The following is a 24,478-nucleotide window of genomic DNA, read 5'->3' as shown; positions in this document are numbered from 1 at the left end:
GACTCGAACGCGGCCTCGACGATGCGCCGGCGCACCTCGAGCGGATCATCAAGGGCGCGAAGCTCATCGAGGTCGAGCCCGGCCGCCTCCAACGGTGCGCGCTCACCCCGCAAGTACGCGGTCGACAGAGTCGCAGCGCTGCCGGCTGGGCCGGCTACGCGTGCGGCCGAGCGCTGCGCGCCGCCGCTAGAACGGCCGCCACCGGAGCTCCCGGATCCTCCAGCGCGACCCGATCGGCCACCACCCGACGGGCCGGACCACAACCGCAACGCCCCGCCCACACGCTTCGGATCCAGGCGCCCGTCGATCGTCGGGCCGCCAGCTGCGGGAGCCGATGGCGCGGATGCGCTGTCAAGCCAGTCGCTCAGCGCATCCCTCAGTCCGGCAGCCGCTGCACCGCCGCCTCCCTTGTACACACCACTAGTTCCCATCAGGACGCCACCACCGGCCCGAGCAGCGATGTCAGCGCCTTCGAGGTGTCGGTATCGTCGGCACCCACCACGCGCCACCCCTCAAGGACATCGACGTACTGAGCTTCGATGGAACGGAACAGCATCACCGTCGAGGCATTCACATCGGTCGCGCGCAGCCGAGCCAGGGCGACGAGCGCCTCCTGCTGTACCGCCGGATGCAGTCGCGCCAGTGTGATGATCGCGTTCACCGCCGCGAACTGCACGCCCGGCTCGTCCTGGAGGCGTCGGCCGAGATGATCGAGCAGCACCGACACATCTCCCAGAGGCAAGGCCTGTAGCTCGTCCTGAGATACCGCCTCACGTTCGATCTGCGACCTTGACGCCAATGCCGCAGCGATATCCCGCAACTGTTCCGGAAGCCCCTCGTCGACGAGCAGCCGACCATGGAACGCCGCCGCAAGCGTCAAGTACCCGCCAGCCGCAGCCGCGTCGAGGGCAGGCGGAAGCTTGGCCCACCGGATCATGGTTGCCGAGAACGACTCTTCGTCGACACCTTCCCCATCATCTGCGTCCCCGCGATCGGCGGCGGCGCCGGACTCTGCGACCTCGGACAAACGCTCCAGCCGGGGACGCAGCACCCCCGCGCTCAGCCAACCGAGCAGAGTGTCGAAGTCGGTCGGCAACGTGCGCTCCAGCACCATGAGTTTCGCGACCGCATCCGGCGACAATGCAATCCCTCGCCGATCCGCGATCGACTGCCGGACGTTCAAGTCATTCATGAACCGCTTGATTCGACGCGGGTTCGCCTGCAACTTCTCATACAGAATCGGGGTCAACCTCGCCGCGCTCTGCATCGCAGACCGCAACGAACCATCCGCCGGCAGCTCCAGGTCATCGAGGCTCCCGGCAGCGACGCGCAGCTCACCACACGCCCGCACCAGCTCTGCGAACGCATCATCACTGCCGCACTCCTGCTTCGCCAGAAGTAGGAACAAGTATGCCCGCGTGTCGAACGCGCTCAATGCCGGAACTGGCACCGTCGTCTGCACGATCTTGTGGAGATACAAGCTCGCAACACTCTCTCGCCCGTCCCCGACAAGCGGTGTTCCAAGATGCATCCGAATCGTCTCCGCGACCCGCGCCTCATCCGCAGCCACGACGAAGCACATCCCCGGGACCGACAGGAACAAGCGGATCGTCTCGAGAGTCTCGACCACAGTCGGCGGTAGACATCGATCGAGGTCGTCGACCAACACGACGACTCGCGACACATGCGCCAACGCCGGGTCGGCCAGCAGCTTCTGGAACTCCTCCTTGAAAGACGCCATGCCCTTGGGCGAATCGAGTGACTCAGGGTCGTCGCTGACCAAGTCGAAGACGTCGTCCAACGACGGAAGCTGCAAGGTCAAAGCCGTTCGGGCCGCCGTCTTCACAGCCTTGGACCAGTTGACACGCTTCACCAGCGCCTTCAGTGCAGTCAGACCCGCCGATCCCACAGGGTCGGACGCGTCAAACTCAGCACTCAACGCACCGAGGATCTCGGCTATCAAACTCTCTTTGGCGCCCACTGCCGGGTCGTACTGCCAAGGGTTCGACCGAACCACGACAACCACTTGACCATCCACGTTCTCCGTGGCGATCCGATTTTCAATCAGATGCAGCACCGTCGTCTTGCCGCTACCCCAAGCGCCCTCAAGACCGAGAGCAACTGGATCCAGCTCACCGTCGAATAGCGCATCGACCACGGTGTCCGCGATCGCATCGAACGACAGCAAGTCTGTCGCCGATGGCTCATCCGACCACAACCGAAAATCTGACCCCACAACAACCCCCAGTGCTTCGCAACTCAACCCAGGCCAGCGTTCCGACCCTACGGACTGGAACCGACTCCCTCCCCAGAACCACACGCCTCAGCCACAAGCGCGTGTCCACGGCACTTGGCAGAGATGCCAAGTGCCTGCCAACTACCCGTGGAATATGTCATTTCGGCGTGGAACCTACAACTGTAGGAACCGCTCAGAGATGTCTCCCGGAGCCGCAGCAAACCGCCTGAGTAGATCCGAAGATGTCCACGATGGTGGGCCCGATTCCTCAGTCGACTTGTCCACGACGACCTGTTCAGCGAGGAGGTGCGACCGACTTCGCCGTTGCAAAATCACGCAACCGCGAGTCAACCTTCATCTGACGGCTGCGTTGCGACCGCGACTTCGTCATCGATCCAGTACCGTAGCCACGCCTCAGGGACGACAAACGCTTCCGATCCTTCGGCCGCCTGCTCGACGAGCTCGACCTGCGCCGACACATTTATCGGCGTGGGGCCATCCACGCTGAAGGTTTCAGCATCTTCGCCCTCGCTCTGGAGCGAGGCAACCCGGTGAAGCGTCCGGCGACCGGACTTGACCAGGAGCAACCTATCGCCGACAGAGATTGATCGTGCGCTCATCTCGATGCCCACGCGCCCAGTCCAGACCTTGACGACCGAGCCGATCTTCATTTCACGCTCCACCGCGACGCGCGCAAGTAGCTCGCGGTCGACATGTCGGACCACGGCTCGGAGATAGGCCGCGACAATGCTCACGTAGGCCTCGAGCAGATCGGGGTTCACGATCGCATCTTCTGCATACGAATGGGCGAGCTCGTTGCGGCGCTGGACTAGGTCCTCGAGGAAGGACTCATAAGTTGCGAATCCCGCCTTGTTCAATGCGTCGGCTGCTTCATGCGCATCCGGCTCCCGATCCATCCGCATCGAGAGTCGAGCGAGAAGGTCGTTCGAATATGGGTAGCGATAGTTCGCGGTCGCATATGTGAAGACGCCCGGAACTAGGTTCGGAGGCTCGTCATCACGTGCGGCAAGTGCCGCGATTGCGATTAGCTCATCCACGGCGACCCTCGTTCGCACGCGGTCGCCGTTCCGAAGGCATTCCAGTATCAGCCGACGGTGCTCCACGCGCACGGTCTCGGGCAGGTCGCCGGAAGTTGCATAGATTTCGTTCAGGCACTCGGCTACAGCGATTAGCAGCTGATCCATGGTCTGCTCGATCAGTCCGTAGCAACCGACGACCACGCTCGCGTACGTCATGCGGCGCGCGCGCCGGTCAAACTCGGTCAGCGCCCTGACATCGGAGCTAAATCGATCCTGCAAGGCCCGGTCCAAGACTGCGTGGAGCTCCAGCTCGGATCGTAGCCTCAGAATGTCGATATCGAGTGACTCGGAGATGGCGTCCATTAGTGTTCGGCGACGATTGAGTCGAGAAGCTGCTCGATCAGCTCGTCGCGCATCGCGAGGTCCTTTGGGTCTGTGCGGCGACCATCGAACGCGGCGGCGTTCTCGTCATATAAGCGCTCTAGTCCTGCCAACACCTCATGGCGCTGCTCCTTCAAGACCGGCCCGTGCTCGAGGTGCTTGCTAAACGCCGCCATGACTGAGTCGTACGCGAGCAGGGTCGGCCGCGGAACCCACGAGCGCTGTCCGTTGCGCTCGCGCCGAATGTAGAACGCCCGTTCGCCGAGGACCTCTTCGGCGAGATCAGAGGTGGCGGTGAAGATCGCGCCGATCTGCTCAACCAGATCAATCGAATACTCTCGGTTCCCGCGCGTCCAGTACTCGTCGAGAAAAGGACGAAGGCGCCGTGGCGCAGCTTCGGCACCGCGCTGTCGATGAGCGAAGAAGCGCAACACCATCTCAACGTCTTCCATCTGACGGAAGCGTTCGTCCTGTAGCACTTCTTCGGCGAAGTGTCCGTTTTCCACCTCATCATCGTCCGGGACTGGAATCCGCCAAGCGCGGCAAAAGCTCGGAGTGCGCGCAAGCCGGGGGAGAACTATATTCAGCGGACCTTTACTGAGTGCGTTCCGCGACTCCTGGGGCGTCAACGGCTCACCCCCACTGTTGATCCGCTCGAACACCAGCTCCTTGAGGCGATCGGCTTGAGATTCATTCTGGGCCGTCTCATACAGCAGAACGATGCTCGACAAGTAGCGACGATCGATCCCCTGACGCAACTGAAGGGGAAGCGTTTCGTACGTTCTGCCCTCAAGGACCTGCCAGTACTCGAGGTCTGTAAGGACGAGTTCGTTGTTGTAGAAGGCGGAGAGGGCTGTCAGTCGCTGAAGCCCGTCCATGACCTGATACTTCGAGTACTCGTACTCGTAAAGGAAAATCGGCGGGACCGGCACGTTCATGATGAACGACTCGACCAGACGCGACTGCTTCCCTGGAGACCAACGACTGCGGCGCTGAAAATCGGGCTGGAGTTGCCACCGCCCTGAGCGGAGAACGGCCGGTAGCTCCGCCAACTGGGTGCGAGCTTGATCGGTGACGATCCGGATCTCACCGCTCGCATAGCGCGCAGCGATATCCGCGTCAGACATCTCCGAGTCACTGATTGGCTCGGCGGACGCGAGACTGATCTGCTCGCCGGGCAGCAGACTAGCTGACACTATGGGGCCTCGTCCTTCACAATCGGCAGGTCTTCGTCGGACGGTCTCACCGATGGTTCCGGTCCCGCCCAGTTCGAGCCAAGCGTAGTCTGGCGGAGTTGATGACGCGGCTCTGACTTGGCCGTGCCTATGCTCGTTCGCTGAATCGCTCGGGACTGAGCACCCGAGCAGCGAATAGGCCTCGAACAAGGTCATCGCCCGAGGGTGCTGACCACCTAAGAACCCGTTGCTTGGCCGGCGCTAACCTGCCCGGCGAGTCGGGCGCTCTCTGGTGTGTAGTTCGCGTACCCGGTCGCGAGGTCGCGGACCCGCTGCTGCGCCTCCTGCCCCAATAGAGATAGAAGCAAGTCTTCCGGTCCCTCGATATGACTTGCACCAAGCCGAAAGAAGTCGTGATCGACCAAGAAGGCGAACCCGCAATCGAATGTGAGATAGCGATTGCTGACCTTGGTATCCCGCTTTGGCGCCTGGACGAGGCAATAGTTGACGTTGATTGGTTGGTCTCGGCTCGCCAACGACTTCGCCAATGCCGCCTCGATGTTGGCGCGAGCTACTTCTTTGGTCAGCAGCGCGCCGTCCTTTCGTCGATCGGTCGGATAATCACCGACCAGGATGATCGTGGCATTTGCCGGCAGCGTGACCGACAGTTCTCCAACCAACCATTCGACATGGTCGCTGGGTTGCTCAACCCACTCGGCACCTATTTTCGCTCTACGAGGCGTTGCCGTCCCAAGCATGTGGTCGAAGAGATGGGGATCGAAGACAGTCACAGACCGTGACCGCGCTGCGAGTGGGTGGAGGATGAAATCCGCGATCGCTTGGCGAGGGGTGCCCGGCGCAAAGTGAGCGCGCTCCGCCTCGATTACTGACGGTGCTCGGTCAATGCTGTCGGCGATCGCGATATCGACGCCCCCACCGGACCGGAACCCGGTGACGTCATCAACGCCGCACTCGCCCGCAGCCTCGCGGCCGACCACGACAAGGCGAACGTCGCCATACGCACCAGTGCCCTGTGTCCATTGGTTCAGCAACTCTCGAACGGTTGGGCCGTCAGGCTGTTCAAATCTATTCAGGTCGTTGAGCGCATAGAGGAGCTTTCGCCACAAAGTCTTCGAAAGGTCACCGAGGCCCTTGATTGCCTCGAACAGCTCCGCGCTATCGGCCTCTGCGACATGCAAGACCCCACAACGCTCCAAGGTCCTGATGACCTCGCGATGCACGATTCGATCTCTATCGGTCGGGTAGTCCCGGAGAGCATCAGGATCGACGGCTACTGGGAAAAGTGCCTGCGGAGAGGTACTCACTCGGTGATCCCTAGGATGTCTGCGAGACCATCGTCGAAGAATCCCGTAGGCCAAGGATCGAGCAATTCGCCACGATCTCCGAGTCGCAGGCGGCGAACTGTTGCACCGGCTTCATCCACGTTGTCCACGTACAGGACTGCAACTTCATCAGGACGCAACTTCCCGTTGCGAATCAGCCTTCGAACACGGAGAAGGATGTTCTCCGAGTGGGTCTCTACAATCACCTGGTTGCGCCCGCGAAGTACAGCTGTGGCGAACAAGTTTCCGAGCCGCGCTTGGAGGCGAGGGTGGAGGTGCAGTTCGGGCTCCTCGACACAAATGACCTGCCTTTCGGCATGAACGGCGACGTCAACGACTGGGAGCAACTGGCTTACGCCATAGCCGACCTGGTCCAGTGCCACTGGGGCGCCGGAGCGGACATCCTTCATGATCCACGTCTGCTGGATCGGGCTCCGAAGTCGCGCGAGTGCGTCCTGTTCGAACACATACGGCACCTCGAGCTGGGCGAGCATCTGGTTCAAGAGGTCGAACTCGCTGAATCCGGCGCGCCGAGGCTTGCCGAAGAACTCAAACCAGTCCGAGTTGTAGACACCTCGCTCCGGGTCGTAGCTCTTGCCTGGCTCGCCACGGTGAGGCCCGAAGTAACGAAGCAGGAACGCCATCTCGAACAGATCAGACTGCAGCTTCCGATCCTCATGTGCGAACAGCTCGGCGTCCACAAGTCGTGACTCTTCTACCCAGTCGGACCCTCCGTGGCTCTCGCCGACCCGATAGCGCGTGAGAAGACCGTTGCCGAAGTCGGACGGGTGGAAGGGGTCGCGGTCATCCGTGAAGTCCTCCGGGATGAATCGCTTGCGTGAAGCCTCCTCCTCCCCGACTACTGCCAGGGCGGTGGAATGCAAGTCAATCGATCCCACGGGGTTGAGGTCGTAGCTCAATTCCGCTGTGGCGAGACGCCCGTCCCGGGTTCGGAAGTCGACACCGAGGACAAGCGGCGACTGCCACTGAAACCCACTCGGATCCTCGGGATCGGGCTCGGTGTAGGTAATCAGGTTGCGCGCGCTTGCTTCTTCGAAGGCCTTGTCCCACGCTCGAAGAGCATCGGTCCGTCCTGCGTCGACTGTCTGCATCAGAAGCCTGAGAGCCTTGAGGACGGTCGATTTCCCGGCGGAGTTGGGCCCGTAGACCAGAGTGAGCGGCGCCAACTCCACGTCGTGAGCCCCTGAGAAGGACCGGAGGTTCTCGATGTGGAGTCGCTCGATCAGCGCCGTCGGGCGCGCGCGCTGCTGCGGAGCACGCGGAGCCGGTGCGGAATCGTGTGGGGCCGTTGCGGAATCGTGCGGAGCCGAATTGACGGAGCCCAGGACACCGTCGTCAGACATCGCGAGGATCTCGGCCTCTGCCTTCTCGCGGCGCTCTCGTTCTTGCACAACGGCTTCCTTCGCGCGCTGACGCTGAGCGTCCCGACGAGCACGCATGGCTCGTCCGTCAATTCCTACCCAGTCCGATCCGTAGGGCTTGCGCGCCACGGCCCCTGGGTCGCCAGCCGAGTCCCGTTCGACGACTTCATCTTGGTTCTCCACCGTGCGCCCTTTCGTTGCCGCGGTCTGATGCTATTGAGTCGGTTGCTTCTTACGAAGCAGCGCGTAATCGTGTCCCGCTCGCTGACGTCCAGGCGTGCAGCGAGCGGGACACGCGGGGCCACTAGTGCGTCTCGCGCATCCAGTACGAGCCGTCCCCGTTGCTGACCTTCTCCCAGCCGCCGAAAGCGTGCTGGGGTCCGGAGTGCTGGTGCAGACGGGCGTCGCTCACCTCCCCACGAGACCAGCAGTTCTGGTCGCGGTTGTACTTCCCCATGAGTTCACCTCCTTTCGAATCGAGTAGTCGCCCGCTGAATCATTGGGTCACGCCATCCGTCTCGAAGGTCGGCTCAGCGCGAAGCAAAGTTGATCAGAATATGGGCAACGCTGACTCGCCGTCAACACCGAATTCCCGACGCCGCTGTCGCACCGCTTCTTGACCCGCTCCGCCGACGGGCATATCCTGATCGACTTTGCGTTCTCGGTCGCGCGCGGGACGATTCGAGCTCGAAGTCACGCGATCGACCACCGATCCAGCGTGGTCCTAGTCGGCACCCACGAGTTCGGGAGGAGGTGACCCCATGGCCCTCATCGACGCAACCCCGCGAAGCGCCTTCGCGACCGCTTTCGCCAGCGCCGCCCAGCATGCCCTCGACGTGTGGCGCGAACCAGGCTTCCAAGCCGCACTTCGGCGCGACGCAAAGCGATTCTTCAAGAGCATCGCCTCAGAGGCCGGTGCCGCATCGCAGCGCATCCGCAGCTAGCGACTGTGGGGCCTGAGCGCACGGCCAACGTCGGGCCCCACATCTCGTATGCGCAAACCGCGCAGGAAAGCCATACCGATTAGGCCATACCGACCTCCCGTCGCGGGAACGCTGGATCGGTGGCGAAGCGGACCCGACCCGAGGATGCAGCCTGGAGCGACTACGCCGGCCAACTCGCCACGAACCTTCAACGACTCCGCCACGAGCGCGGACTCAGCCAGGAGGACGTCGCCTACCGGTCGGGGCTGACGCGCTACACGTACCAGAAGTACGAGAAGGGCGAGTCAAAGCCGGGCACGCCGGCGAACCCGACGATCCGCACTCTGCTCGCGATGTCGCAGGCGCTCGGCGTCGAGCTCACTGAGATCCTTCCGCCGGACGCGCCGGATCTTCGGCTTCGCTGAGGCCGAAGGCGCGCGACAACTCGTTGTGTACCTCGACGCCGAGCTCGGTGAGGGTGAGGGGCTGACCTCGAAGCGCACGCTGGATGAGCGGGCCGCCGGCATCGACCCCTATCCGTCTCATCTGGTTCGCGAGGATGCTGAGCGTCACTCCAAGCTCGGCCGCGGCGGCCGTCATGGTGTCGTGACGGGCGACGATGAGAAATCGTTCGGCGCGCTGCGTGGCGTCCTGTCCGACGAGGATCCGGCGCAGCAGCGGTGAGTCGCCAGCGCGCGGGTCAACCCGTATCGCGGTCGCTCTGCTCGCGCTTCCGCGGGCTCGACGCGGGATCCCGGCGGCCTCGAGGTGGCGGTTGATCGTGGTCATCGTCACGCCGACTTCGGCGGCGATCTCGGGGATGGTGTGGCGCTCGTCGATGTACCGCTGCCGCAGCCAATCCACATCGATGTCAGCCCTCCGTCGACCGATGCGGGGCTCGACGCCAGCCTCATCGAGCACGCGGCTAACGGTTTGACGGGCGACACCGTGCTCGAAGGCGATCTCTCGCACAGACCGTCCCGCGGAGTATGCCGCGACCGCGTGGTTCGGCCTAACCACGCCCCGCGCGGGGCGAGCCTGCGGCCATTCGCTTCGACCCGACGCGGAGACATCAACAGCGAGACCGGCGAACTCGAGGTCCGGCATCCATTCCACTGGCTCGTCGACGTGCCGTGCCTTCAGGAATGCGGTCGCCCAATCATTGAGCACACTGGACACGACCTCCGGCAGTCCGTCACGGAACGAACGAATCTCGGCGAACGAGGGGTAGCTCGCCTCGTGAGCGAAGGGCGCCCGCGCCACGCGATTGCCGCTGAGTAGGGCATAAAGGTGCGCGCGAGCGGTCTGCCATCGCCGATCCCCACCGGGCAGCACGTTCGCGGTCCGGCAGATCTCGTGCCACGCGTCGCGGGGCAGGAGGCCGGAGTAGTCGATGACCCGCCGGCGTGAGAAGTCGATCGGGGTCGCGGTCTCATCGAGGAGCGCAGCCAGGCGAGCGATCGCGCGGATGGTGTCAGCCTCCGGTGCGTTGCGTCCGAGCGAGCGCATGACGTGGCTGACCTGGCGTCCCTGAGCTGCGGGATCGAGGAGCTTGATGGCCGAGCCGTGAGTGAGGCGGGTGCCCACGAAGACCACGGCCGCCGCCAGCGCACCGCCGGCGATCTCCGCATCCAGACGCCGCGGTGCGAGGCGTGAGGTCCATTCGGGCCACAGGACGGCGGGAAGCTTTGCGGCTCTCGCGGCCGGATCCACCACCGACATCGTCACCGCCTGAAGGGTCGCAGTAGGACGCCTCATTCGACCGAGCGCACGGCTCACGTGATCGCGCAGTGGCGGGGAGTAGTGATCGAGCGCGGTGTGGACGCTGACGCGTCCGCGCAGCAGGTCAGTGACCCGGTCGCCCGACTGCAGCGCAACGAAGGCGATCGTGTTGCCGAGAGCAACTTCTCGGGCAGTGCTTGGCCGCAGATCCACCTTGCCGGTGCGCTTGTGAGACGCGATCGGTCTCACGTCAACCTGACCCGCAGGCATCCACTCGAATTGCTCTCCGTCGACGAGCGCTTGTCGTGCCGCGCGTGACAGCAGCAGCATGTCGGACAGCACCTGGACGGTGCTCGGTCGACCGCCGGCGTAGATGCCGAACTCGCCGACGCCGGTAGCGATGACCCTCAAGATCGCACGTTGCGCTTCGCGAGTCTCGGAGTCCGCCGCCACGAACTCCTCGCTCGAGGTGAGATCGACTCCGCAACGCGCGCCGAACGTCGGCGGGTCGGTCCGCGGTCTGTTGTGACAGTGCCCGGGTTCCGGAACGAGCGTGAGGTGATGCGCGAGGAGCCGGGGAGGCTGGGTGCATCCCGGGCACCTGTCGACGAGGAGGCGCTTGTGGCGTGGGCAGGCGAACCCGAACGGGAATTGCCAGGACAGGCGCCAGCGGCCCCCCGAGTCGGCGAGGCACTCGGGGCAGTAGCGGGCGGCTACTCCCGTGGCCGGGCAGGACGCGCTGATGCGTCCCTGAGGTGTGAGGCGGATGGCGTTCGCGGCGAACGTGGTGCGGGTCATGGCACGGAACTCGTCGCCCGATCGGCCGGTCGTCAGCTCGAGGTTGCGGAGTTGCTGGGGTTCGAGCGCGGTGGACCACGCCCGTGAGGATTGGGATCCAGCGGCGGGCAACCCGTCGCTCCCGATCAGTCCGAGCGCTCGAGCCATCTCGCCGACGGTGGCCCCATAGCTGTGGGCCATGAACTCGACCCAGGAGTCGAAAGGTTCATCCGGGAGCGGCATAGCCACGTGCAGCAAGCGCCGGAGGCTCATGCGACGGGCCGAGGCTTGCTCCGTTTGGCGGCGGCGAGCTTCTTCTCCTCGAGCTCCATCGCAACGACCTCCCGCGCATCTTCCGCCGCCACGTCGATGTCGACCTCGTCCAACACCGCACGGGTCAGTTCCTCGGTGCCGTCACGCATGGCGTGCACGGCACCGAGGGTGATCAGCTTGAAGAGCGAGCCGATCATTCCGGTTGAGCGTTCGTAGAGGTAGTCCGCTTGCTCACGGAGCATGTGCGGTCGCGCGTTGGCCAGCACGAGGCGCGCATCGATCGCGCCGAGCAAGGTCATCCAGGTCTTGCGGTGCTCACCGACCGGGTGCGCGAATGGCGGGAGGGTCAGGCGTGTCCAACGCCGCGCAATCTGCGACATCGCGAGCTTCTTGTCGGTCTTGCTTTCACTGAGCAGCCCTGTGCTGCTCATGTTGACGCCCGTGAATAGGAAGGTCGCCGGGTACTCGTTGGCGAGCCACTTCAGCTCGTTGGCCAGCGCGACTCCCTCGTCGGTGTGGATCTTCAGGAAGTGCACGTCATCGACGATGATCAACCGCGTGCCGTGACGGCGGACCGACTCGGCTGCCAAAGCAGCCAGGTTTCGGTTGCGCAGGTATCGGCTCCTCGAGGCGTCGGCGGAAGGATGGTTGTAGAAGTTCAGGATGGACTCGTTCAACGCACGCGTCGTCGTGTTCCCGGAAAACGCCACTCTGCAGACGGGGATGTGGAGCGTTTGCCCGTCGTCGAAGTCACGCCCGTGCCGCAGGATCTGCCGTTGGTGGAACGCCCGCCCGAACGCGTCGACTGCGGTGGTCTTGCCCAGTCCGGGTGGCGAGTCGATGACCGCGGCGCCCTTCACCCGAGACGGGCCCTGTTGGTTCGCATTGAGCAGGTCCCAGAGGCGTCCGTTCAGCCTCACGACCTGCGGAGTCTTCACCAGGAAGTTCGCGTGGTATCGCTCGCGGTGGTAGTCGTAGGCGACACGCGCGTCCTCGCTGAGCTCCTCGATCTGTTTCGCCGACAGCCGCTCGGGCTGCTCAAGGGCTGGCGCTTCGGCGAAGTCCCGCCACCCCTCCCAGCGAGAGAGGAGTTCGTCGCGCTCGAGGGGAAGGATCACAGGTCCTCCAGGAGGTCGATGTCGTCGAGGTCCTCGTCGATGAGCTCGTCAGCGGTGGGGGCGAGAGGATCGTCGTTTTGGCTCGCGAGTGCTGGTGAGAGCGAGACCAGCCCCAGTTCCTCACCCAGGTCCGGTTCGGCCATCTGCGCGGCGATCTGCTTTGCAATGTGGGGGAAGAACGGGCTGTCCGGACCATCCGCGGTCTCAGCGAGCTGGGCGGCAAGTCGCGCGCTGATGCGCTTCTCGGCGGGCGTGCTCGCACGGCCGGCACCCCACCGTTCGAGGAGTTCACCGAGCACTTCGGACACATTCACACCGTTGCGACGGTCGAGAGCGATGCCCTTGGCGTACTCGAGGGCGTCGAAGCTGAACGGCACCGGGACCTTCGGCGCGTGCTCCCAACGCAGCACGTGCCAGGAGTTGTCGTCGGGGTCGTTGAAGTAGATCTGCGAGAAGTCGTCGGGGTTCACCGAGAACTGCCACTTCCGCTTGCTCTTCGCCATCGCCCGCGATCGGTCGTAGTACTTCCCGACGATGTCGCCGTTGTAGCGAAGCGTGCCTACCTCGACGCCGTAGTGGTTGAACTTGCGCTTCACGACGGGGAGCATCTCGAGCAGCAGATTCGGGTTCGACGGCACGCGGATCCGGCCGGCCACCGCGATGCCCTGCTCGAACTTCTGCGCCGGGCTCATCTTGGCCGCGGGCAGCTGCGAGTCGACAAGTCCGTCGTGAGGGCGCACGTGGTAGATCGTCGCGATCCACTCCCGGAGAATCTGCTCCAGTTGCGGGATCGTGTAGACGGCTTCAACCTCGGGCGCCTCCCCCCGCGACGCGATGTCTGAGCCCTTGTAGCCGGGTAGCTCCTGCAGCACCTCGTTGATGGTGCGGAACCACCGTTCCACCCACGCCTTGTCGGTGCCGGTATAGACGTGCGCCGGCTGGATGGAGATCCCGAGTCGCTGACACACGCTCGCCACGTGGATCGACATGAACGGCTTACCGTGATCGATGGTGATCGTGTCGGGAAGGATGCCTGGACGCCGGAACCGCAGCGCCTTGAGGTTCTCGACATCGATGACGATGTTCTCGGGTATGCCGTGGAACGGCCAGGTCGCTCGGTCTCCCCACTCCGCCGGCATCTCGCGGGGCATGAGCGCCTCCATCAGCACTCCCGCGACATCCACCGCCTTGGTCGAGACAGGCGCAAGGCGAAGCCCGAGGATCGACCTGTCGTAGAGGTCGAGGGCAACGGTCAGCTCGGCGCGCATCCACTTGCCAGTGACCGGGGCGACGCCGAAGACGTTGAGGGGTGTTGTGTCGAGGACGACATACTCACCGGGTCTTGTCGCGACCAAGCGTCCGTATGGCACGGGCGGCCGCGTGTTGATGGATCGTTGTGCCCGCATGCTCGCACCGAACGTTCCCTTGCCGCGGGTGAGCTCGGCGACCGCGTCGCGAGCGGTGGATTCGGAGGGGATCCGCACATCGGCATCCGGGTACTCCCGGTTGACCCTCGCCAACACGATCGCGAGCGTGGTCGTGACGCTGCGCTTCGCGCCGCGCACGTTCTCCTCGACCACTCGTCGGCACATGTCGACCCAGCGAGGATCGAGACCGGAGAGCGCCGGCGTCCACGATGTCTTCCGAAAGTCGAGCAGCGCGAGATCTTCACCCTCGTCGAACCGATCATCCCAGCGCTTCAACGTCTTCGGACTGACACCGAGCTCAACAGCCTTCGTGCGGCGACGCTCGTGGATGGTTGTGAGCTTCGGGTTGTACTCCGGTCGCGGCTCGTGCGGCTGAGCGAGTGTCGGCAGCCCCGACGCGAAGCCCGTGCGCATCTCGCGGATGTGCGCGGCCTTTGTTCGCGCCTCATCGCGCTGCGCTTCCGTCGCGTCCGCCCAGATCAGCGCGAGCGGTGTGAGTGCGGCCTCCTCCGACGGCAGTCCGAATGCGTCCATCACGTCGCGAAGGAGCTCGACGAGTCGAACCCGTCGGGTTCTCTTGGCGCCGTCGACGAGGACGACGGCATCGCCGGCGATCTCGATGACGGTGCAGAGGCAACCGTCGTACGAGACGGTGCTGCCGACTCGGATATCAAAGCTATGGCTCATGGCATCTCTAATTGGGTGTGGTTGGCAAGGGCGGAGGTGAGGTCGCAGAGAATCGAGCGGCGCCAGAGCAGATGCAGCACGACCGCTCGCGCATAGGGAGCGTCACCCAAGGCGACGCCAGCACTCCGCAGACCCGCGCCGAGTGTGGGTGCCTCGCGAGTGGCTTCCTCGACCAGGTCGACGTCTCGCTGAGGGAACTGCCAGGGACGCCTGTAGCCCGCTAGGAACCGGATGTTGGAGAGCAGTGCGGGGGCGGGTTCTGTGACGATCCGGTATGCCCACCCGCGCGACTGGATGATGTCGCCCGCCCACCGGAGAGCACCCGCGATCTCAGGGTCCTCGAGCCGGCGCTTTGGCTTGACTTCGATGACCGTGAATCGGTGGTCGTCGTGCTCGATCAGATAGTCGGGCACGTAGCTTCGATCGACACCGTCCCGGTCGGCGATCAGCTCGAACGGCTGCGAGGCGATGCGAACGGCTCGGTGGTCAAAGTCCTCGAGGAGCAGCGCCGCGAGTTCGAGGCGGCTTTCGTATCCGACAAAGCCCTCGGTTGTCGCGGACCAGTAGCGCCCTGGGTAGTGGCGCTGTCCGCGATGCCAGCGGAACGTCCGCCGAGGCTCGGCCTCGAAGACGTGGCGAGCGTCTAGGTCCGAGAGGTCGCCCCGTTCGAGGTCATCCCGATCAAATCTCAGCGTGTAACGCGGCGAGGACGCTGACATGTCGATCTCCTAAAAATCACGAACATAGAGTCATAACTCTTGAGTCGTTAACGTACGGACATCATCAAAGATCCGGAGCTTCGACACGCGGGCCGAGGTACTCGTGTTGGGGCTTCTCGCACGGCGGAGGAGGCGAGTAGTGAATGTGACATTTACGCTTGGGGGCGTCAGATACACAACATGCGCCACGCCGTTGGATGACGTCCCGCGATGCTCCTGCTGCGTTGAGCGCCCCATGCGAAAATGAGGCGGTGGAGACCGTGCCGAGCGAACAGAGCGAGGAGCTCTCGAAGCTTGCCTTTGGCAGCAACCACATGCTCGCGCTGATGGCCGAGATCGCGCGTTCCTCGGACGGAAAGTTCTCTACTCCGTCCGTAGCGAATGCCACTGGACTGTCGACCAGCACGATCCACGCCTTGCTCAAACGCCTAAAGCAGCTGGGACTTGTCCGGCGCACCGACGAGGTCACACCTGAGCGGATCAGGATCTACCAGCGTGCAGTGCATCCAACGTGGGACTACGCACTGCGACTCGAGGCCGAGGCTGACGCGCGAGCAGCCGGAACCTTCACGATCCAATGGGAGCCAACGCCCGCGGGACGGTAGCTCCCACTTCAACCGAGCACCTGGATGCCTAATCGGTATGGCATTCTTCCTCTATGAGCGTCGGTGAAGATCGCTACGAGTCGTTCGCGACCGCAGTGGAGGACCCGTACTTCGGCGCGCTCCTGGGAACGATCGACGAGCCGGGCGGCGCCTTTACCGCGAATCGCGCTGGGCTGGCGACTATCGAGTGGTGGGACGCGCACGGAACGGGACCAACCTGCGCCGAGCTCATCGACGCTGTCTTCGAGATCGACGATTGGGACGCCACGATCGTGGATCCGGGACGGACGGCCTTCGAGCGTCGAGAACAGCTCGAGCTCCTGCACCGCTGGCTCATCAGCTACTGGACGAGGGTGGGCACGATCTCATTCATCCCCGGACACGACGACATCGTCAGGCCCGGCCGTATCGAGATCACGACCGACGCGGGTCGCGCTGAAGCCGAGTAGGCCGGCTCATTTCGGATGAAGGAGGGCGCGTGCGAAAGATCGTCATCGGTGACCGCTCTGTCGTCGTCACCCATGCCGGAACAGAGGAAACCGAGTTCGGCGACATCCAGCGATTTCGCATCGAGATGTCCGGGTCGCACGCCGTCACCCACCTGTCGATCCTGCGATCATCCGCCGAAGTCGATGCCCGTGTGATGGCGTCGGTGATCGACGCGGAGCTACTCCTCGAACACGAGGGAAGCGCCGAATCTGGCCTCCTCCGCGACCCCGGCGTCCGCGCCTGGCGCGATGAGAACCGGCCTGCGATCGACGCTGCGCTCGGCCAGCTGCGTGCAGAGATCACCGGAGTGACGTCGGAGCCGATGAGTGACCTCGAACGTACGTTGCTGCGTGCCTTCGGTATGGACGCCGACGCCCACGGATCTCGCGATCGTGAATAGCGCGGGTACCCAAACCCACCTCGATCCGGACGAGTCATTGCCCGGGGCTACCATGACGACCATGACGCTGGTTGTCGCCGCAATCCACGACGAGAGCCGAATCACCATGGCCGCCGACACACTCGTCACCTGGGACGACGGCGTACGTCGGCCCCCGCAGGACTCCAGCCTTGCAAAGCTCGCCATCCTGCGCTCGGACCTCGCCGTAGGTGTGACGGGGTGCGACCCACATGGCCGGCTTCGAGATGTCATCGCCCTACGTGATGAGCCAGTTGACGTCGTCCTGGAACAACTGAAGGACGATACGGTCGCGGGCTTCGTCGTTGCTGCTCTCGGTCCTGCCCGTCTGTGGGAGGTTCGAAGCGGCGCGGCGTACGACCGCACCGCGCACCAGATGGCGTGGGACGGTGAACCCGAAGCGTACAAGGAGTTCAGCAAGCGCTTCACAAACGAGTGGGTGAACACCTCGGCCGCCAATGACGTCCCCTTCCGCGTGATGACGGCGATGCAGGCGTTGACCTCGTTCGGGCTCGTCTCGACCGTTGGCGGGATCACTCTCCGCGTGGGCACGACCGACCGCGGCTTCCGATTCATTCCAGATCGCGGGTTCGTCCTCGGTGGGTCGGCATGGCTGATCTTTGTCGGCAACAACCCCACTCCTGGCGCGATCGGAATCCTCGACGTCCGACTGGGACTGGGGCAGCTCTTTCCGCACCACGCACCCGACGACCCGATCACAGTCCGCACGACGAATCCGAGCGCCTTCGTTTCGATGGCGCATGACCATGGGCAGACGGTCGAGTACGTCGCCTGGCCTGGTTAGCACGTCGGCGCGAAAGGGGCAGATAGGATCGGCCATACCCGGATACATCCGGCTCAATCCGCATGGGGGCGTGAATGTCCGAGCCGTGGCTCTCTGCCGACGACATTGCCGAGCACTTGGGCGTGACGAAAGACACGATCTACGCGTGCATCTCCGAGAAGGGGATGCCGGCGCACAAGGTCGGACGCCTGTGGAAGTTTCAAGCAAGCGAGGTCGATGCCTGGGTCCGGGGCGGCGGCGCTGCGACTCGGGAAGTTGCTGAATCCGGGTCCGGGAAGGAAGACGCATGAGTAACCAGAATCTGGTCCCACTGCGCACCGCTTGCGTGCCGCGAGACGACGTACTTCAGGGCGGTCTCGCCGACAACCACTTCGCGGCACAGCTCGACAAGGTTGTACGTGACGCCGAGCACTACCCGGTGTACGGCGACGCCGAGGCATTCTTCGCTCAGACCTACCCGACCTCCGGGCTGAAGACCCTTCTCACCAAGGCCTTCGGCCGTGTTGCTGGGGCGAAAGGCGTGGCGGGAGAGAACGGCGTCTTGCGGCCCACCACCTCCTTTGGTGGCGGCAAGACCCACGGGCTCACCGCGGTTTACCACCTAGCTGGCGGGGCGCGACCCGCCAACATCGCAGAGTTCATCGACCCGAGCCTGCTTCCGGACGGGGCTGTTCAAGTTGCCGCGCTCGTCGGCGATGCTCTCGACCCCACCGCCGGCGTCGACACCGATGGTCACCGCACCTACACGCTGTGGGGCGAGATGGCGGCACAGATCGGTGACGACGCCTTCTCGGTGATGGCTGCCAATGACGCTGAGCGCACGGCGCCGGGAACAGGCACCATCAAGGCGGCCTTCGGCGGCAAGCCAACGATCGTCATCGTGGACGAGATCGCCAAGTACCTGCGAGCGGTGTCCTCCTCGGGCAGCGAGGACGTGCGTCGTATGGCCCGCGCGATCCCGGTGTTCCTGGGGAACCTGTTCGAGGTCGCGTCTGACCCGACCAATCGGGTCTCAGTCATCATCACCTTGGCTGCAACCACCAACGCCTTCGGCGCAGAGACCACCGAGATCAGCGACCTCACTGGCGATGAGAAGGAACGGGCCGATGCAGCGAACGCGGCCTCCGTCAAAGCAGCTGAAGAGACCGGCGACGTACTGACCCGCGCCGTGCAACCATCCGCGGTGATCCGCCCTGCCGACGACAACGAGATCGGCGAAATCCTCAAGAAGCGCATCTTTGCCTCAGTCGATCAGGATGCTGCGACCGCTGCTGGCGGCGCCTACCGAGACCTGTACGAGACACTCGGCAAGACCGAGCAGTTGGCAGGGGGCGCCGAACACCCTGCGACATACGGCGAGCTGGTCACCAAGACGTACCCATTCCACCCCGAGCTCGTCCGCGTCCTCGACAAGCGCCTCGGCAACATCACACAGTTCCAGCGAGCACGCGGCGCTTTGAAGTTGCTGGCCGAGGTTGTGGCGAACATCTACGCGACGAACGATGACACGGCGATCATCAACGTTGGTGACATCGACTACGACAACAATCCGGTGCTGAATCACCTCACCGATGGTCTCGGGCGGGCCGAGTACGCGTCCGTGGCCGAGGGAGACTTCGCGGGCAAGCAGTCGCACGCCGCAGCAGTGGACGCCGATGTCTTCCCTGGCAAACCCGCCTACACCACTCGCGTCGCCCGCACCGTGTTCACACATTCGCTTGAAATGGTGGCGACCGCAGGAGCCGGCCGCAACGACTGGATAGTCGGCACGCTCCGCCCGGGCGAGGACACCGCCATCTTCGAGAAGGCACTCACGGAGTCCGAGAAGGTCTTCTGGCATCTGTCGTTCGACGGTGGGCGCTGGCGCTTCAACATCGAACCGAACGTCAACGCCATCATCGAGACCGAGAAGCGCAACGTCGCCAATACCGCAGTTGCTGCGATGGTAGACACACTCATCCGCAATGCGTTCGCCAACGATGGTGGCGCCAAGGCCGTGCACTTCCCGTCGGGTCCTGCCGAGGTTCACGACGAAGCCGGGCTGCGAGTGGTCGTGCTTGACTACAACGTCGTGGCCGTCACGCAGAAGAGCGCAGAGCAGCCACCTGCTGCAGTCGTCGAGATGCTGGATAAGGTCGGCTCCGTTGGTAGCCCGCGGACCTACCGCAATGCCGTGGTGTTCGCGGTCCCCGATGAAGAGCAAGTCGAAGTGCTGAAAGACCGAGCACGAGCATTGATCGCATCCAGCAACCTCGCCAGCGACGCCGCCCGTCTCGCACAGTTCAGCGACGAAGTGCGCAAGAAGGTGGAGGTCTTCAACAAGGAAGCCACTCTCAACGCCCGTATCGCGGTGACCCGCTGCTACAAACACATCTACTTTCCCTCCGGCGATAAAGCCACCGGCTATCTCCGCCACCGCGAGCTCCCAGCACAGGCGCAAGGCGATACGAAGAACGCGACCTCAGCAGTGTTGAGCCTGCTTGAAGATGAAGACAAGATTCGTAGCAGCCCCTTCACCGCCTCATACCTCCGGTCGAAGACGTGGCACGCCGCGAGCTCGGCCACAACGCGCTCAATCGCCGACTACTTCTGGACAGACCACACGATCCAGATCGTCCGCAACCCAAACCTGATTCGCGAAGCGATCGTCAACGGCGTCAAGAACGAGAACTGGGTCTACTACGACGCGGGCACGGGCAAGACCTTCACGGCGAGCACGATGGCCGGCTTCTCACCCGAGATGAAGCCTGACGCCGAGGTGATGACCGCTTCCGAAGCACAGTCACGAGGCCTGCTCGTTCGCAAGCCGACCCAGACCGACTTGCGTGCTGTCATCACGAACGATGACCTCACCGGGGCCGAGATACGCTCCCGCCTCGAAGCCCAGTGCGGCGGTGAGCCCACCAAGACGGACGTCCTAGAGCTGCTCGCCACTGCGGTGCAAGCCAGCGACTACAAGTGGTTCGTCGTCCTCGATGCAGAGCCCGCACCGGGCATCCGGGCGCTGTCGCCATCCGCGATCAAGGACAAGGGTCTCGACGGCCTACGAATCCTCAGCCGGGAAGCAGCCGATGCGCAGGAGATCGAGGTACCGACCCGCACCCCGAACTCGAAGACCTTCAACGCAGCTGGCCCGGGCGGCGCTGCAATGCAGAGCCTTCTCGATCAGATTTCGGACTTTACGGTGCCGACCGTGAGCACGATGACGTTGAAGGTGACCGCCGACGAAGCATCCGGCACCAGCGACATCGACCTCGCGGTCGCATCGCTTGGCATGTTGCAGAAGCAGAACATCACCGTTCGTGCGATGATCCGCGCCGAGTTCAAGGGAGTCACTGGCGGAGTCCAGTTCCAGGCCACCGCCGACCGTCAAGACTTCCAGTCCGCGTACAACCATGTGAAGAAGGCCATCGCCGGCGCGAACAAGGTCGCGGGCGAGGTCACCCTCGTCTTCCGTTTCGCCCCCGCTCTGGACATCACCGATGCTCAGTTCGGCCAGATTCACACGGTCGTCAAGAACCTCGGCATGAAGAGCACCACCATGACGGCCGAGGTGACCAAGTGAGTGCCGTCAAGCGGTTCCGCGCCGCATCCCATCTCGCGCTCGTGGAAGGGGTCCGAGGGTTCCGACTCGTCGTAACGCCGGGTCGAGGCGAGACGTTTGGTGTGACCCTTGAGGAGACATTCGGGGAGAACGGCGGCGCAATGACCACTCCCGTAAGCATCGCGACGCCCGTTCAGGCAGGCCGTGTGGTCGATGCGCTGTTCGTCGCGGTTCGCAAAGCAGGCCACCAGCCGAGCGTGCTGGCTTTCAAACGTAAAGCGCCCATTCGCCTAGGCGAAGCCGAGGGAGTCCGCCTTGCGCTGATCCTGCTCGCGACACAACCCATTGCCAAGCATGAGCGAGTTCGGGCGCTCGTCGCCGGAATCAATGCCATGAGCGTCGAGGAGACCTACTACTGGTACTCGAAGTGCATGGGACTCGATGGCAACCGCGCCCGCAAGGCACTCCGAACCCTCCTCGCCGACTAAGGACACGACGTGACCACTTCAAGACCACGGGTCCTCATCGAGGACTGGCTACCCGTCGCAGAACTCGGAATCGAGTCGCGGCGGGAGGCCGCGCCGATCCCGGGACAATTCCCGAAGCTGAAGACCCTCCACGTGTGGTGGGCCAGGCGACCACTTGTCGCCTCGTCCGCCGTAGTGCTGGCAGGACTTCTTCCCTCCTGGTCGGACGAACTCCGAAGTGCGTTCCCGACGGCACCAGAGCTGCAGAACGAAGTCTCCTACCGTCAGTGGCTCCTACGTTTGGTCGGCATCTGGGGCGACCCAGTGCGGGCACGCCGCGCCCTCGACGCAGCGAACGCCGCCGGCGTGCGACTGAAAGGGAACGGATACGGCTATAAGCCAGCGTTCAAGAACTCCCCTTCGAGCACTGAGCTCCGACTGCTGCACGACGTCCTCACTCACACTTGGGGAGAGGTGCCAGTCGTCTGCGATCCGACTGCGGGAGGTGGCTCAATCCCTTGGGTGGCTTCGCGCATGGGCCTGCCCGCCGTAGCGAACGACCTGAACGGTGTCGCTGCGAGCGTGCTCACCGCGGGGGTGGCGGTTCCGGCGCGTCGGGCAGGCGCGCTCACTCCCCACATACGCCGCTGGGGTCAGGAACTGGTCGACCGGGTGACAGCCCGGCTGGGCGCATACTTCCCTCGCGGCGATGGTGAGACCATCGTGGCCTACATCTGGGCCAACGCTGTGCCATGTCCTCGCACGAGTCGCCTGGTTCCGCTCATCAAAGACAAGTGGCTACAGAAGGCAGCGGGCAGAGAGGCTGCCGTGACCATGACGCTGGAGCTCGACGGGCGGGAGCTGCGCGAGCCGCACTTCGAAGTCGTCTTCGGGCGCGACATCGACCGGCAGGATGCCGCAGCGGGAACGGTAGCGCGCGGGAAAGCAACGTCCCCTTACGACAATCTCGTGATTGATAGCTCGTATCTGAAAGCTGCTGCGCAGGACGGCCTCATGACGCAGGTGCTGTATGCCGTCGCTGTACGGTCGTCGTCGGGCGAACGCAGCTTCCGCTCGCCAACAAGCGCTGATCTTGAAGCGATTGCGGCGGCGAGGCGCGCGTACGCCGAGCAGGCACCGATCTGGGAAGCGCACGGCATCCTTCCCACTGAAGAACTACCCGAGGGAGCCAAGACCGCAGAACCCATCAGCATGGGCTTGACGCGTTGGACGGACCTCTTTGCCCCACGCCAAGCACTCGCTCACGGGATATTCGCCGAGGAGTTTGCAGGGCTGATCCCTGATATCCAAACCGACCTCGGCGATGAAGCTGGTGATGTGCTGGTTGAACTCGCAATGATGCAGGGGAAGGCACTGAACTGGAACTCCCGCCTGTCGTCCTGGGATGTCTCGCGACAGAAGGTGCGGAGTACGTTCGACACACACAATCTTGGCTTCAAGTGGACGTTCGCCGAATTCGATGCAGCTGGGGCTCTCTACAGCTGGTGTCTAGAGCAGCTGGTTGATGCGTACGAGGAAATCTCACGCCTACTAAGCGAGTCCGGCGGAGCGGATCTCGTCGACGGCGATGGCTTTACGAGGAACGTCCTGGTCTCTCAGGGCAGTGCCGCGAGTCTCCCGCTTGAGGACGGATCGGTTACCCATGTGTGCATGGATCCGCCGTACTACGACAACGTAATGTACGCGGAACTCGCCGACTACTTCTATGTGTGGGAGAAGCGCACGCTCGGCCGACTGCTACCAGAGTTCTTTGTTGACAGCCTCACCGATAAGGACAACGAAGCAGTAGCCAATCCCGCGCGCTTTGCTGCGATGGGTCGCCGTCGCCAGGAGTTGGCGGACCTCGACTACGAAACGAAAATGACCACCATCTTCGAGGAGGCTCACAGAGTACTCCGAGATGCGGGGGTTCTGTCCGTGATGTTCACGCACAAGCGCGCCGAGGCGTGGGACACCTTGGGCATGAGTCTGCTTCAAGCAGGGTTCACAATCGAGACATCATGGCCGGTGAACACCGAATCCGAGCAGTCGCTTCACCAAGCGAATATGAACTCTGCCGCGTCAACCATCATGCTGGTTTGTCGCAAGCGTGCTAAGCGCAACGATGAGCACCAGGTCTACCTCGATGACATCGAGCACGACATCCGCCAGGCGGCCCGTGAGGCTGCGACACGATTCCAGCACGACGGCATCGACGGTGTTGACCTTCTTCTCTCCACATATGGACCCACGCTGTCGGTGATCTCGCAGAACTGGCCCGTCTACTCGTCTACTCCGGACGCTGACGGGCGGGACCAGTTGCTCCGCCCTGAAGATGCCCTGGCTCTGGCGCGCGAGGAGATCGTGGACCTTCGCCGTTCCCGCCTCGTCGGGCAGGCCGTAAAGGTGGATGGCCTCACCGACTTTGTTCTCTTGGCGTGGGACACGTTCGGTGCGCGCGAGTTCCCCTTCGACACAGCACGCCTACTCGCCCTCGCAGTAGGAGGGTTGGACGTCGATGAACTGGAACGCTCGAAGATCGTCTCGAAGGCATCTGGCAAGGTCAAGCTCTTGACCCCCAAAGAACGACTACGTCGGGAAGCGGACTCTGGGCTCCCTGGCGTTACGCCGGAAGCGTCGTCGTTCGATTACGTCATCGACGCTGTTGACACTGCCCTCTACATTGCAGAGGTAGACGGCCAGCAGGCTGCAAAGCGGTTCCTCGATCGTCATGGATACACCAGTGACGCCGGGTTCATTTCCACCCTGCAAGGTCTGGCGAACGCGATCCCACGTACCAAGGTCAAAGGCGCTTGGGTGGTGCCGGAGGCTGGGCTTATCGACACGCTCTGCACCCTCTACTTCGATGATGTTGTGTTGCCGGAGGCCGAGGAGATGGCCGCGCTGGCAGACCCCAACGAGAACACGCTGTTTGACGTGGAGTGAC

Annotated in this window: 20 protein-coding genes; 10 read left to right on the top strand and 10 right to left on the bottom strand. The window is 63.6% G+C overall.

Going from position 1 to position 24,478, the window contains the following annotated elements:
- Positions 1-430: 430 nt before the first annotated feature.
- The 6 genes from AC3ENQ_RS13085 to AC3ENQ_RS13060 form a co-directional block, all read right to left on the bottom strand.
- Positions 431-2,188, bottom strand: coding sequence for a KAP family P-loop NTPase fold protein (locus AC3ENQ_RS13085; RefSeq protein WP_431805176.1), 1,758 nt, complete (start codon positions 2,186-2,188; stop codon positions 431-433).
- A gap of 395 nt (positions 2,189-2,583) precedes the next feature.
- A complete protein-coding gene (locus AC3ENQ_RS13080; RefSeq protein ID WP_431805175.1) occupies positions 2,584-3,639 on the bottom strand; it encodes an MAE_28990/MAE_18760 family HEPN-like nuclease in 1,056 nt (351 codons plus the stop codon).
- On the bottom strand, positions 3,639-4,853 hold the full coding sequence (locus tag AC3ENQ_RS13075; protein ID WP_431805174.1) for a GmrSD restriction endonuclease domain-containing protein: 1,215 nt from the start codon (positions 4,851-4,853) through the stop codon (positions 3,639-3,641). The genes AC3ENQ_RS13080 and AC3ENQ_RS13075 overlap by 1 nt, the downstream gene beginning before the upstream one ends.
- Positions 4,854-5,068: 215 nt before the next feature.
- Positions 5,069-6,157 carry a hypothetical protein gene (locus AC3ENQ_RS13070; protein WP_488185862.1) on the bottom strand — a complete coding sequence of 363 codons (1,089 nt, stop codon included), beginning with the start codon at positions 6,155-6,157 and terminating at the stop codon, positions 5,069-5,071.
- Positions 6,154-7,740 (bottom strand): AAA family ATPase, encoded by a 1,587-nt coding sequence (locus tag AC3ENQ_RS13065; protein WP_488185861.1) that lies wholly within the window; start codon positions 7,738-7,740, stop codon positions 6,154-6,156. The genes AC3ENQ_RS13070 and AC3ENQ_RS13065 overlap by 4 nt, the downstream gene beginning before the upstream one ends.
- Positions 7,741-7,861: 121 nt before the next feature.
- Positions 7,862-8,014, bottom strand: coding sequence for a hypothetical protein (locus tag AC3ENQ_RS13060; RefSeq protein ID WP_431805171.1), 153 nt, complete (start codon positions 8,012-8,014; stop codon positions 7,862-7,864).
- A 304-nt stretch (positions 8,015-8,318) separates the two neighbouring features.
- Here AC3ENQ_RS13060 and AC3ENQ_RS13055 point away from each other — a divergent pair, with 304 nt between their 5' ends.
- Together AC3ENQ_RS13055 and AC3ENQ_RS13050 are read left to right on the top strand one after the other, a co-directional pair.
- Positions 8,319-8,501, top strand: a complete 183-nt coding sequence (locus tag AC3ENQ_RS13055) for a hypothetical protein (protein ID WP_431805170.1) — start codon at positions 8,319-8,321, stop codon at positions 8,499-8,501.
- Positions 8,502-8,620: 119 nt separating this feature from the next.
- Entirely contained in the window at positions 8,621-8,905 is a 285-nt protein-coding gene (locus AC3ENQ_RS13050) for a helix-turn-helix domain-containing protein (RefSeq protein ID WP_279071115.1), read from the top strand.
- On the opposite strand, the gene AC3ENQ_RS13045 is transcribed toward AC3ENQ_RS13050, so the two are convergent.
- The 4 genes from AC3ENQ_RS13045 to AC3ENQ_RS13030 are packed head-to-tail and all read right to left on the bottom strand — an operon-like array spanning position 8,859 to position 15,203.
- Complete coding sequence (locus tag AC3ENQ_RS13045) at positions 8,859-11,222, bottom strand: TniQ family protein (RefSeq protein ID WP_431805182.1); 2,364 nt, start codon at positions 11,220-11,222, stop codon at positions 8,859-8,861. The genes AC3ENQ_RS13050 and AC3ENQ_RS13045 overlap by 47 nt on opposite strands.
- A gap of 26 nt (positions 11,223-11,248) precedes the next feature.
- Positions 11,249-12,370, bottom strand: a complete 1,122-nt coding sequence (locus AC3ENQ_RS13040; protein WP_431805169.1) for an AAA family ATPase — start codon at positions 12,368-12,370, stop codon at positions 11,249-11,251.
- On the bottom strand, positions 12,367-14,484 hold the full coding sequence (locus AC3ENQ_RS13035; RefSeq protein WP_431805168.1) for a hypothetical protein: 2,118 nt from the start codon (positions 14,482-14,484) through the stop codon (positions 12,367-12,369). The genes AC3ENQ_RS13040 and AC3ENQ_RS13035 overlap by 4 nt, the downstream gene beginning before the upstream one ends.
- A complete protein-coding gene (locus AC3ENQ_RS13030) occupies positions 14,481-15,203 on the bottom strand; it encodes a TnsA-like heteromeric transposase endonuclease subunit (RefSeq protein ID WP_431805167.1) in 723 nt (240 codons plus the stop codon). The genes AC3ENQ_RS13035 and AC3ENQ_RS13030 overlap by 4 nt, the downstream gene beginning before the upstream one ends.
- Positions 15,204-15,454: 251 nt before the next feature.
- Here AC3ENQ_RS13030 and AC3ENQ_RS13025 point away from each other — a divergent pair, with 251 nt between their 5' ends.
- The 8 genes from AC3ENQ_RS13025 to AC3ENQ_RS12990 all read left to right on the top strand — a co-directional run bounded on the left by AC3ENQ_RS13025 (position 15,455) and on the right by AC3ENQ_RS12990 (position 24,477).
- The gene (locus AC3ENQ_RS13025) at positions 15,455-15,808 is read left to right on the top strand and encodes a MarR family transcriptional regulator (RefSeq protein ID WP_279071127.1); all 354 of its coding nucleotides are present in this window, start codon (positions 15,455-15,457) and stop codon (positions 15,806-15,808) included.
- Between the two features lie 53 nt (positions 15,809-15,861).
- A complete protein-coding gene (locus tag AC3ENQ_RS13020; protein WP_431805166.1) occupies positions 15,862-16,257 on the top strand; it encodes a hypothetical protein in 396 nt (131 codons plus the stop codon).
- A 29-nt stretch (positions 16,258-16,286) separates the two neighbouring features.
- The gene (locus AC3ENQ_RS13015; RefSeq protein ID WP_431805165.1) at positions 16,287-16,697 is read left to right on the top strand and encodes a hypothetical protein; all 411 of its coding nucleotides are present in this window, start codon (positions 16,287-16,289) and stop codon (positions 16,695-16,697) included.
- A 61-nt stretch (positions 16,698-16,758) separates the two neighbouring features.
- Complete coding sequence (locus tag AC3ENQ_RS13010) at positions 16,759-17,520, top strand: hypothetical protein (protein ID WP_431805164.1); 762 nt, start codon at positions 16,759-16,761, stop codon at positions 17,518-17,520.
- 74 nt (positions 17,521-17,594) lie between these two features.
- The gene (locus tag AC3ENQ_RS13005; RefSeq protein WP_431805163.1) at positions 17,595-17,810 is read left to right on the top strand and encodes a helix-turn-helix domain-containing protein; all 216 of its coding nucleotides are present in this window, start codon (positions 17,595-17,597) and stop codon (positions 17,808-17,810) included.
- The gene (locus AC3ENQ_RS13000) at positions 17,807-21,085 is read left to right on the top strand and encodes an ATP-binding protein (protein ID WP_431805162.1); all 3,279 of its coding nucleotides are present in this window, start codon (positions 17,807-17,809) and stop codon (positions 21,083-21,085) included. The genes AC3ENQ_RS13005 and AC3ENQ_RS13000 overlap by 4 nt, the downstream gene beginning before the upstream one ends.
- On the top strand, positions 21,082-21,552 hold the full coding sequence (locus AC3ENQ_RS12995) for a DUF7680 family protein (RefSeq protein WP_431805161.1): 471 nt from the start codon (positions 21,082-21,084) through the stop codon (positions 21,550-21,552). Before AC3ENQ_RS13000 ends, AC3ENQ_RS12995 begins: the two co-directional genes overlap by 4 nt.
- 9 nt (positions 21,553-21,561) lie before the next feature.
- Positions 21,562-24,477 carry a DUF1156 domain-containing protein gene (locus AC3ENQ_RS12990; RefSeq protein WP_431805160.1) on the top strand — a complete coding sequence of 972 codons (2,916 nt, stop codon included), beginning with the start codon at positions 21,562-21,564 and terminating at the stop codon, positions 24,475-24,477.
- Position 24,478: the final 1 nt, after the last annotated feature.

This window comes from Microbacterium sp. bgisy203 (genome assembly GCF_057706945.1).
The sequence above is the reverse complement of the archived record's forward strand: the minus strand, read 5'-3'. Positions and strand labels throughout refer to the sequence as shown.

What these genes read in the sequence shown, in the direction of transcription:
- AC3ENQ_RS13055 (WP_431805170.1), top strand. Translation starts at nt 8,319, where the DNA reads ATGGCCCTCATCGACGCAACCCCGCGAAGCGCCTTCGCGACCGCTTTC.
- AC3ENQ_RS13035 (WP_431805168.1), bottom strand. Translation starts at nt 14,484, where the DNA reads ATGAGCCATAGCTTTGATATCCGAGTCGGCAGCACCGTCTCGTACGAC.
- AC3ENQ_RS13080 (WP_431805175.1), bottom strand. Translation starts at nt 3,639, where the DNA reads ATGGACGCCATCTCCGAGTCACTCGATATCGACATTCTGAGGCTACGA.
- AC3ENQ_RS13020 (WP_431805166.1), top strand. Translation starts at nt 15,862, where the DNA reads ATGAGCGTCGGTGAAGATCGCTACGAGTCGTTCGCGACCGCAGTGGAG.
- AC3ENQ_RS13005 (WP_431805163.1), top strand. Translation starts at nt 17,595, where the DNA reads ATGTCCGAGCCGTGGCTCTCTGCCGACGACATTGCCGAGCACTTGGGC.
- AC3ENQ_RS13045 (WP_431805182.1), bottom strand. Translation starts at nt 11,222, where the DNA reads ATGCCGCTCCCGGATGAACCTTTCGACTCCTGGGTCGAGTTCATGGCC.
- AC3ENQ_RS13000 (WP_431805162.1), top strand. Translation starts at nt 17,807, where the DNA reads ATGAGTAACCAGAATCTGGTCCCACTGCGCACCGCTTGCGTGCCGCGA.
- AC3ENQ_RS13060 (WP_431805171.1), bottom strand. Translation starts at nt 8,014, where the DNA reads ATGGGGAAGTACAACCGCGACCAGAACTGCTGGTCTCGTGGGGAGGTG.
- AC3ENQ_RS13030 (WP_431805167.1), bottom strand. Translation starts at nt 15,203, where the DNA reads ATGTCAGCGTCCTCGCCGCGTTACACGCTGAGATTTGATCGGGATGAC.
- AC3ENQ_RS13010 (WP_431805164.1), top strand. Translation starts at nt 16,759, where the DNA reads ATGACGCTGGTTGTCGCCGCAATCCACGACGAGAGCCGAATCACCATG.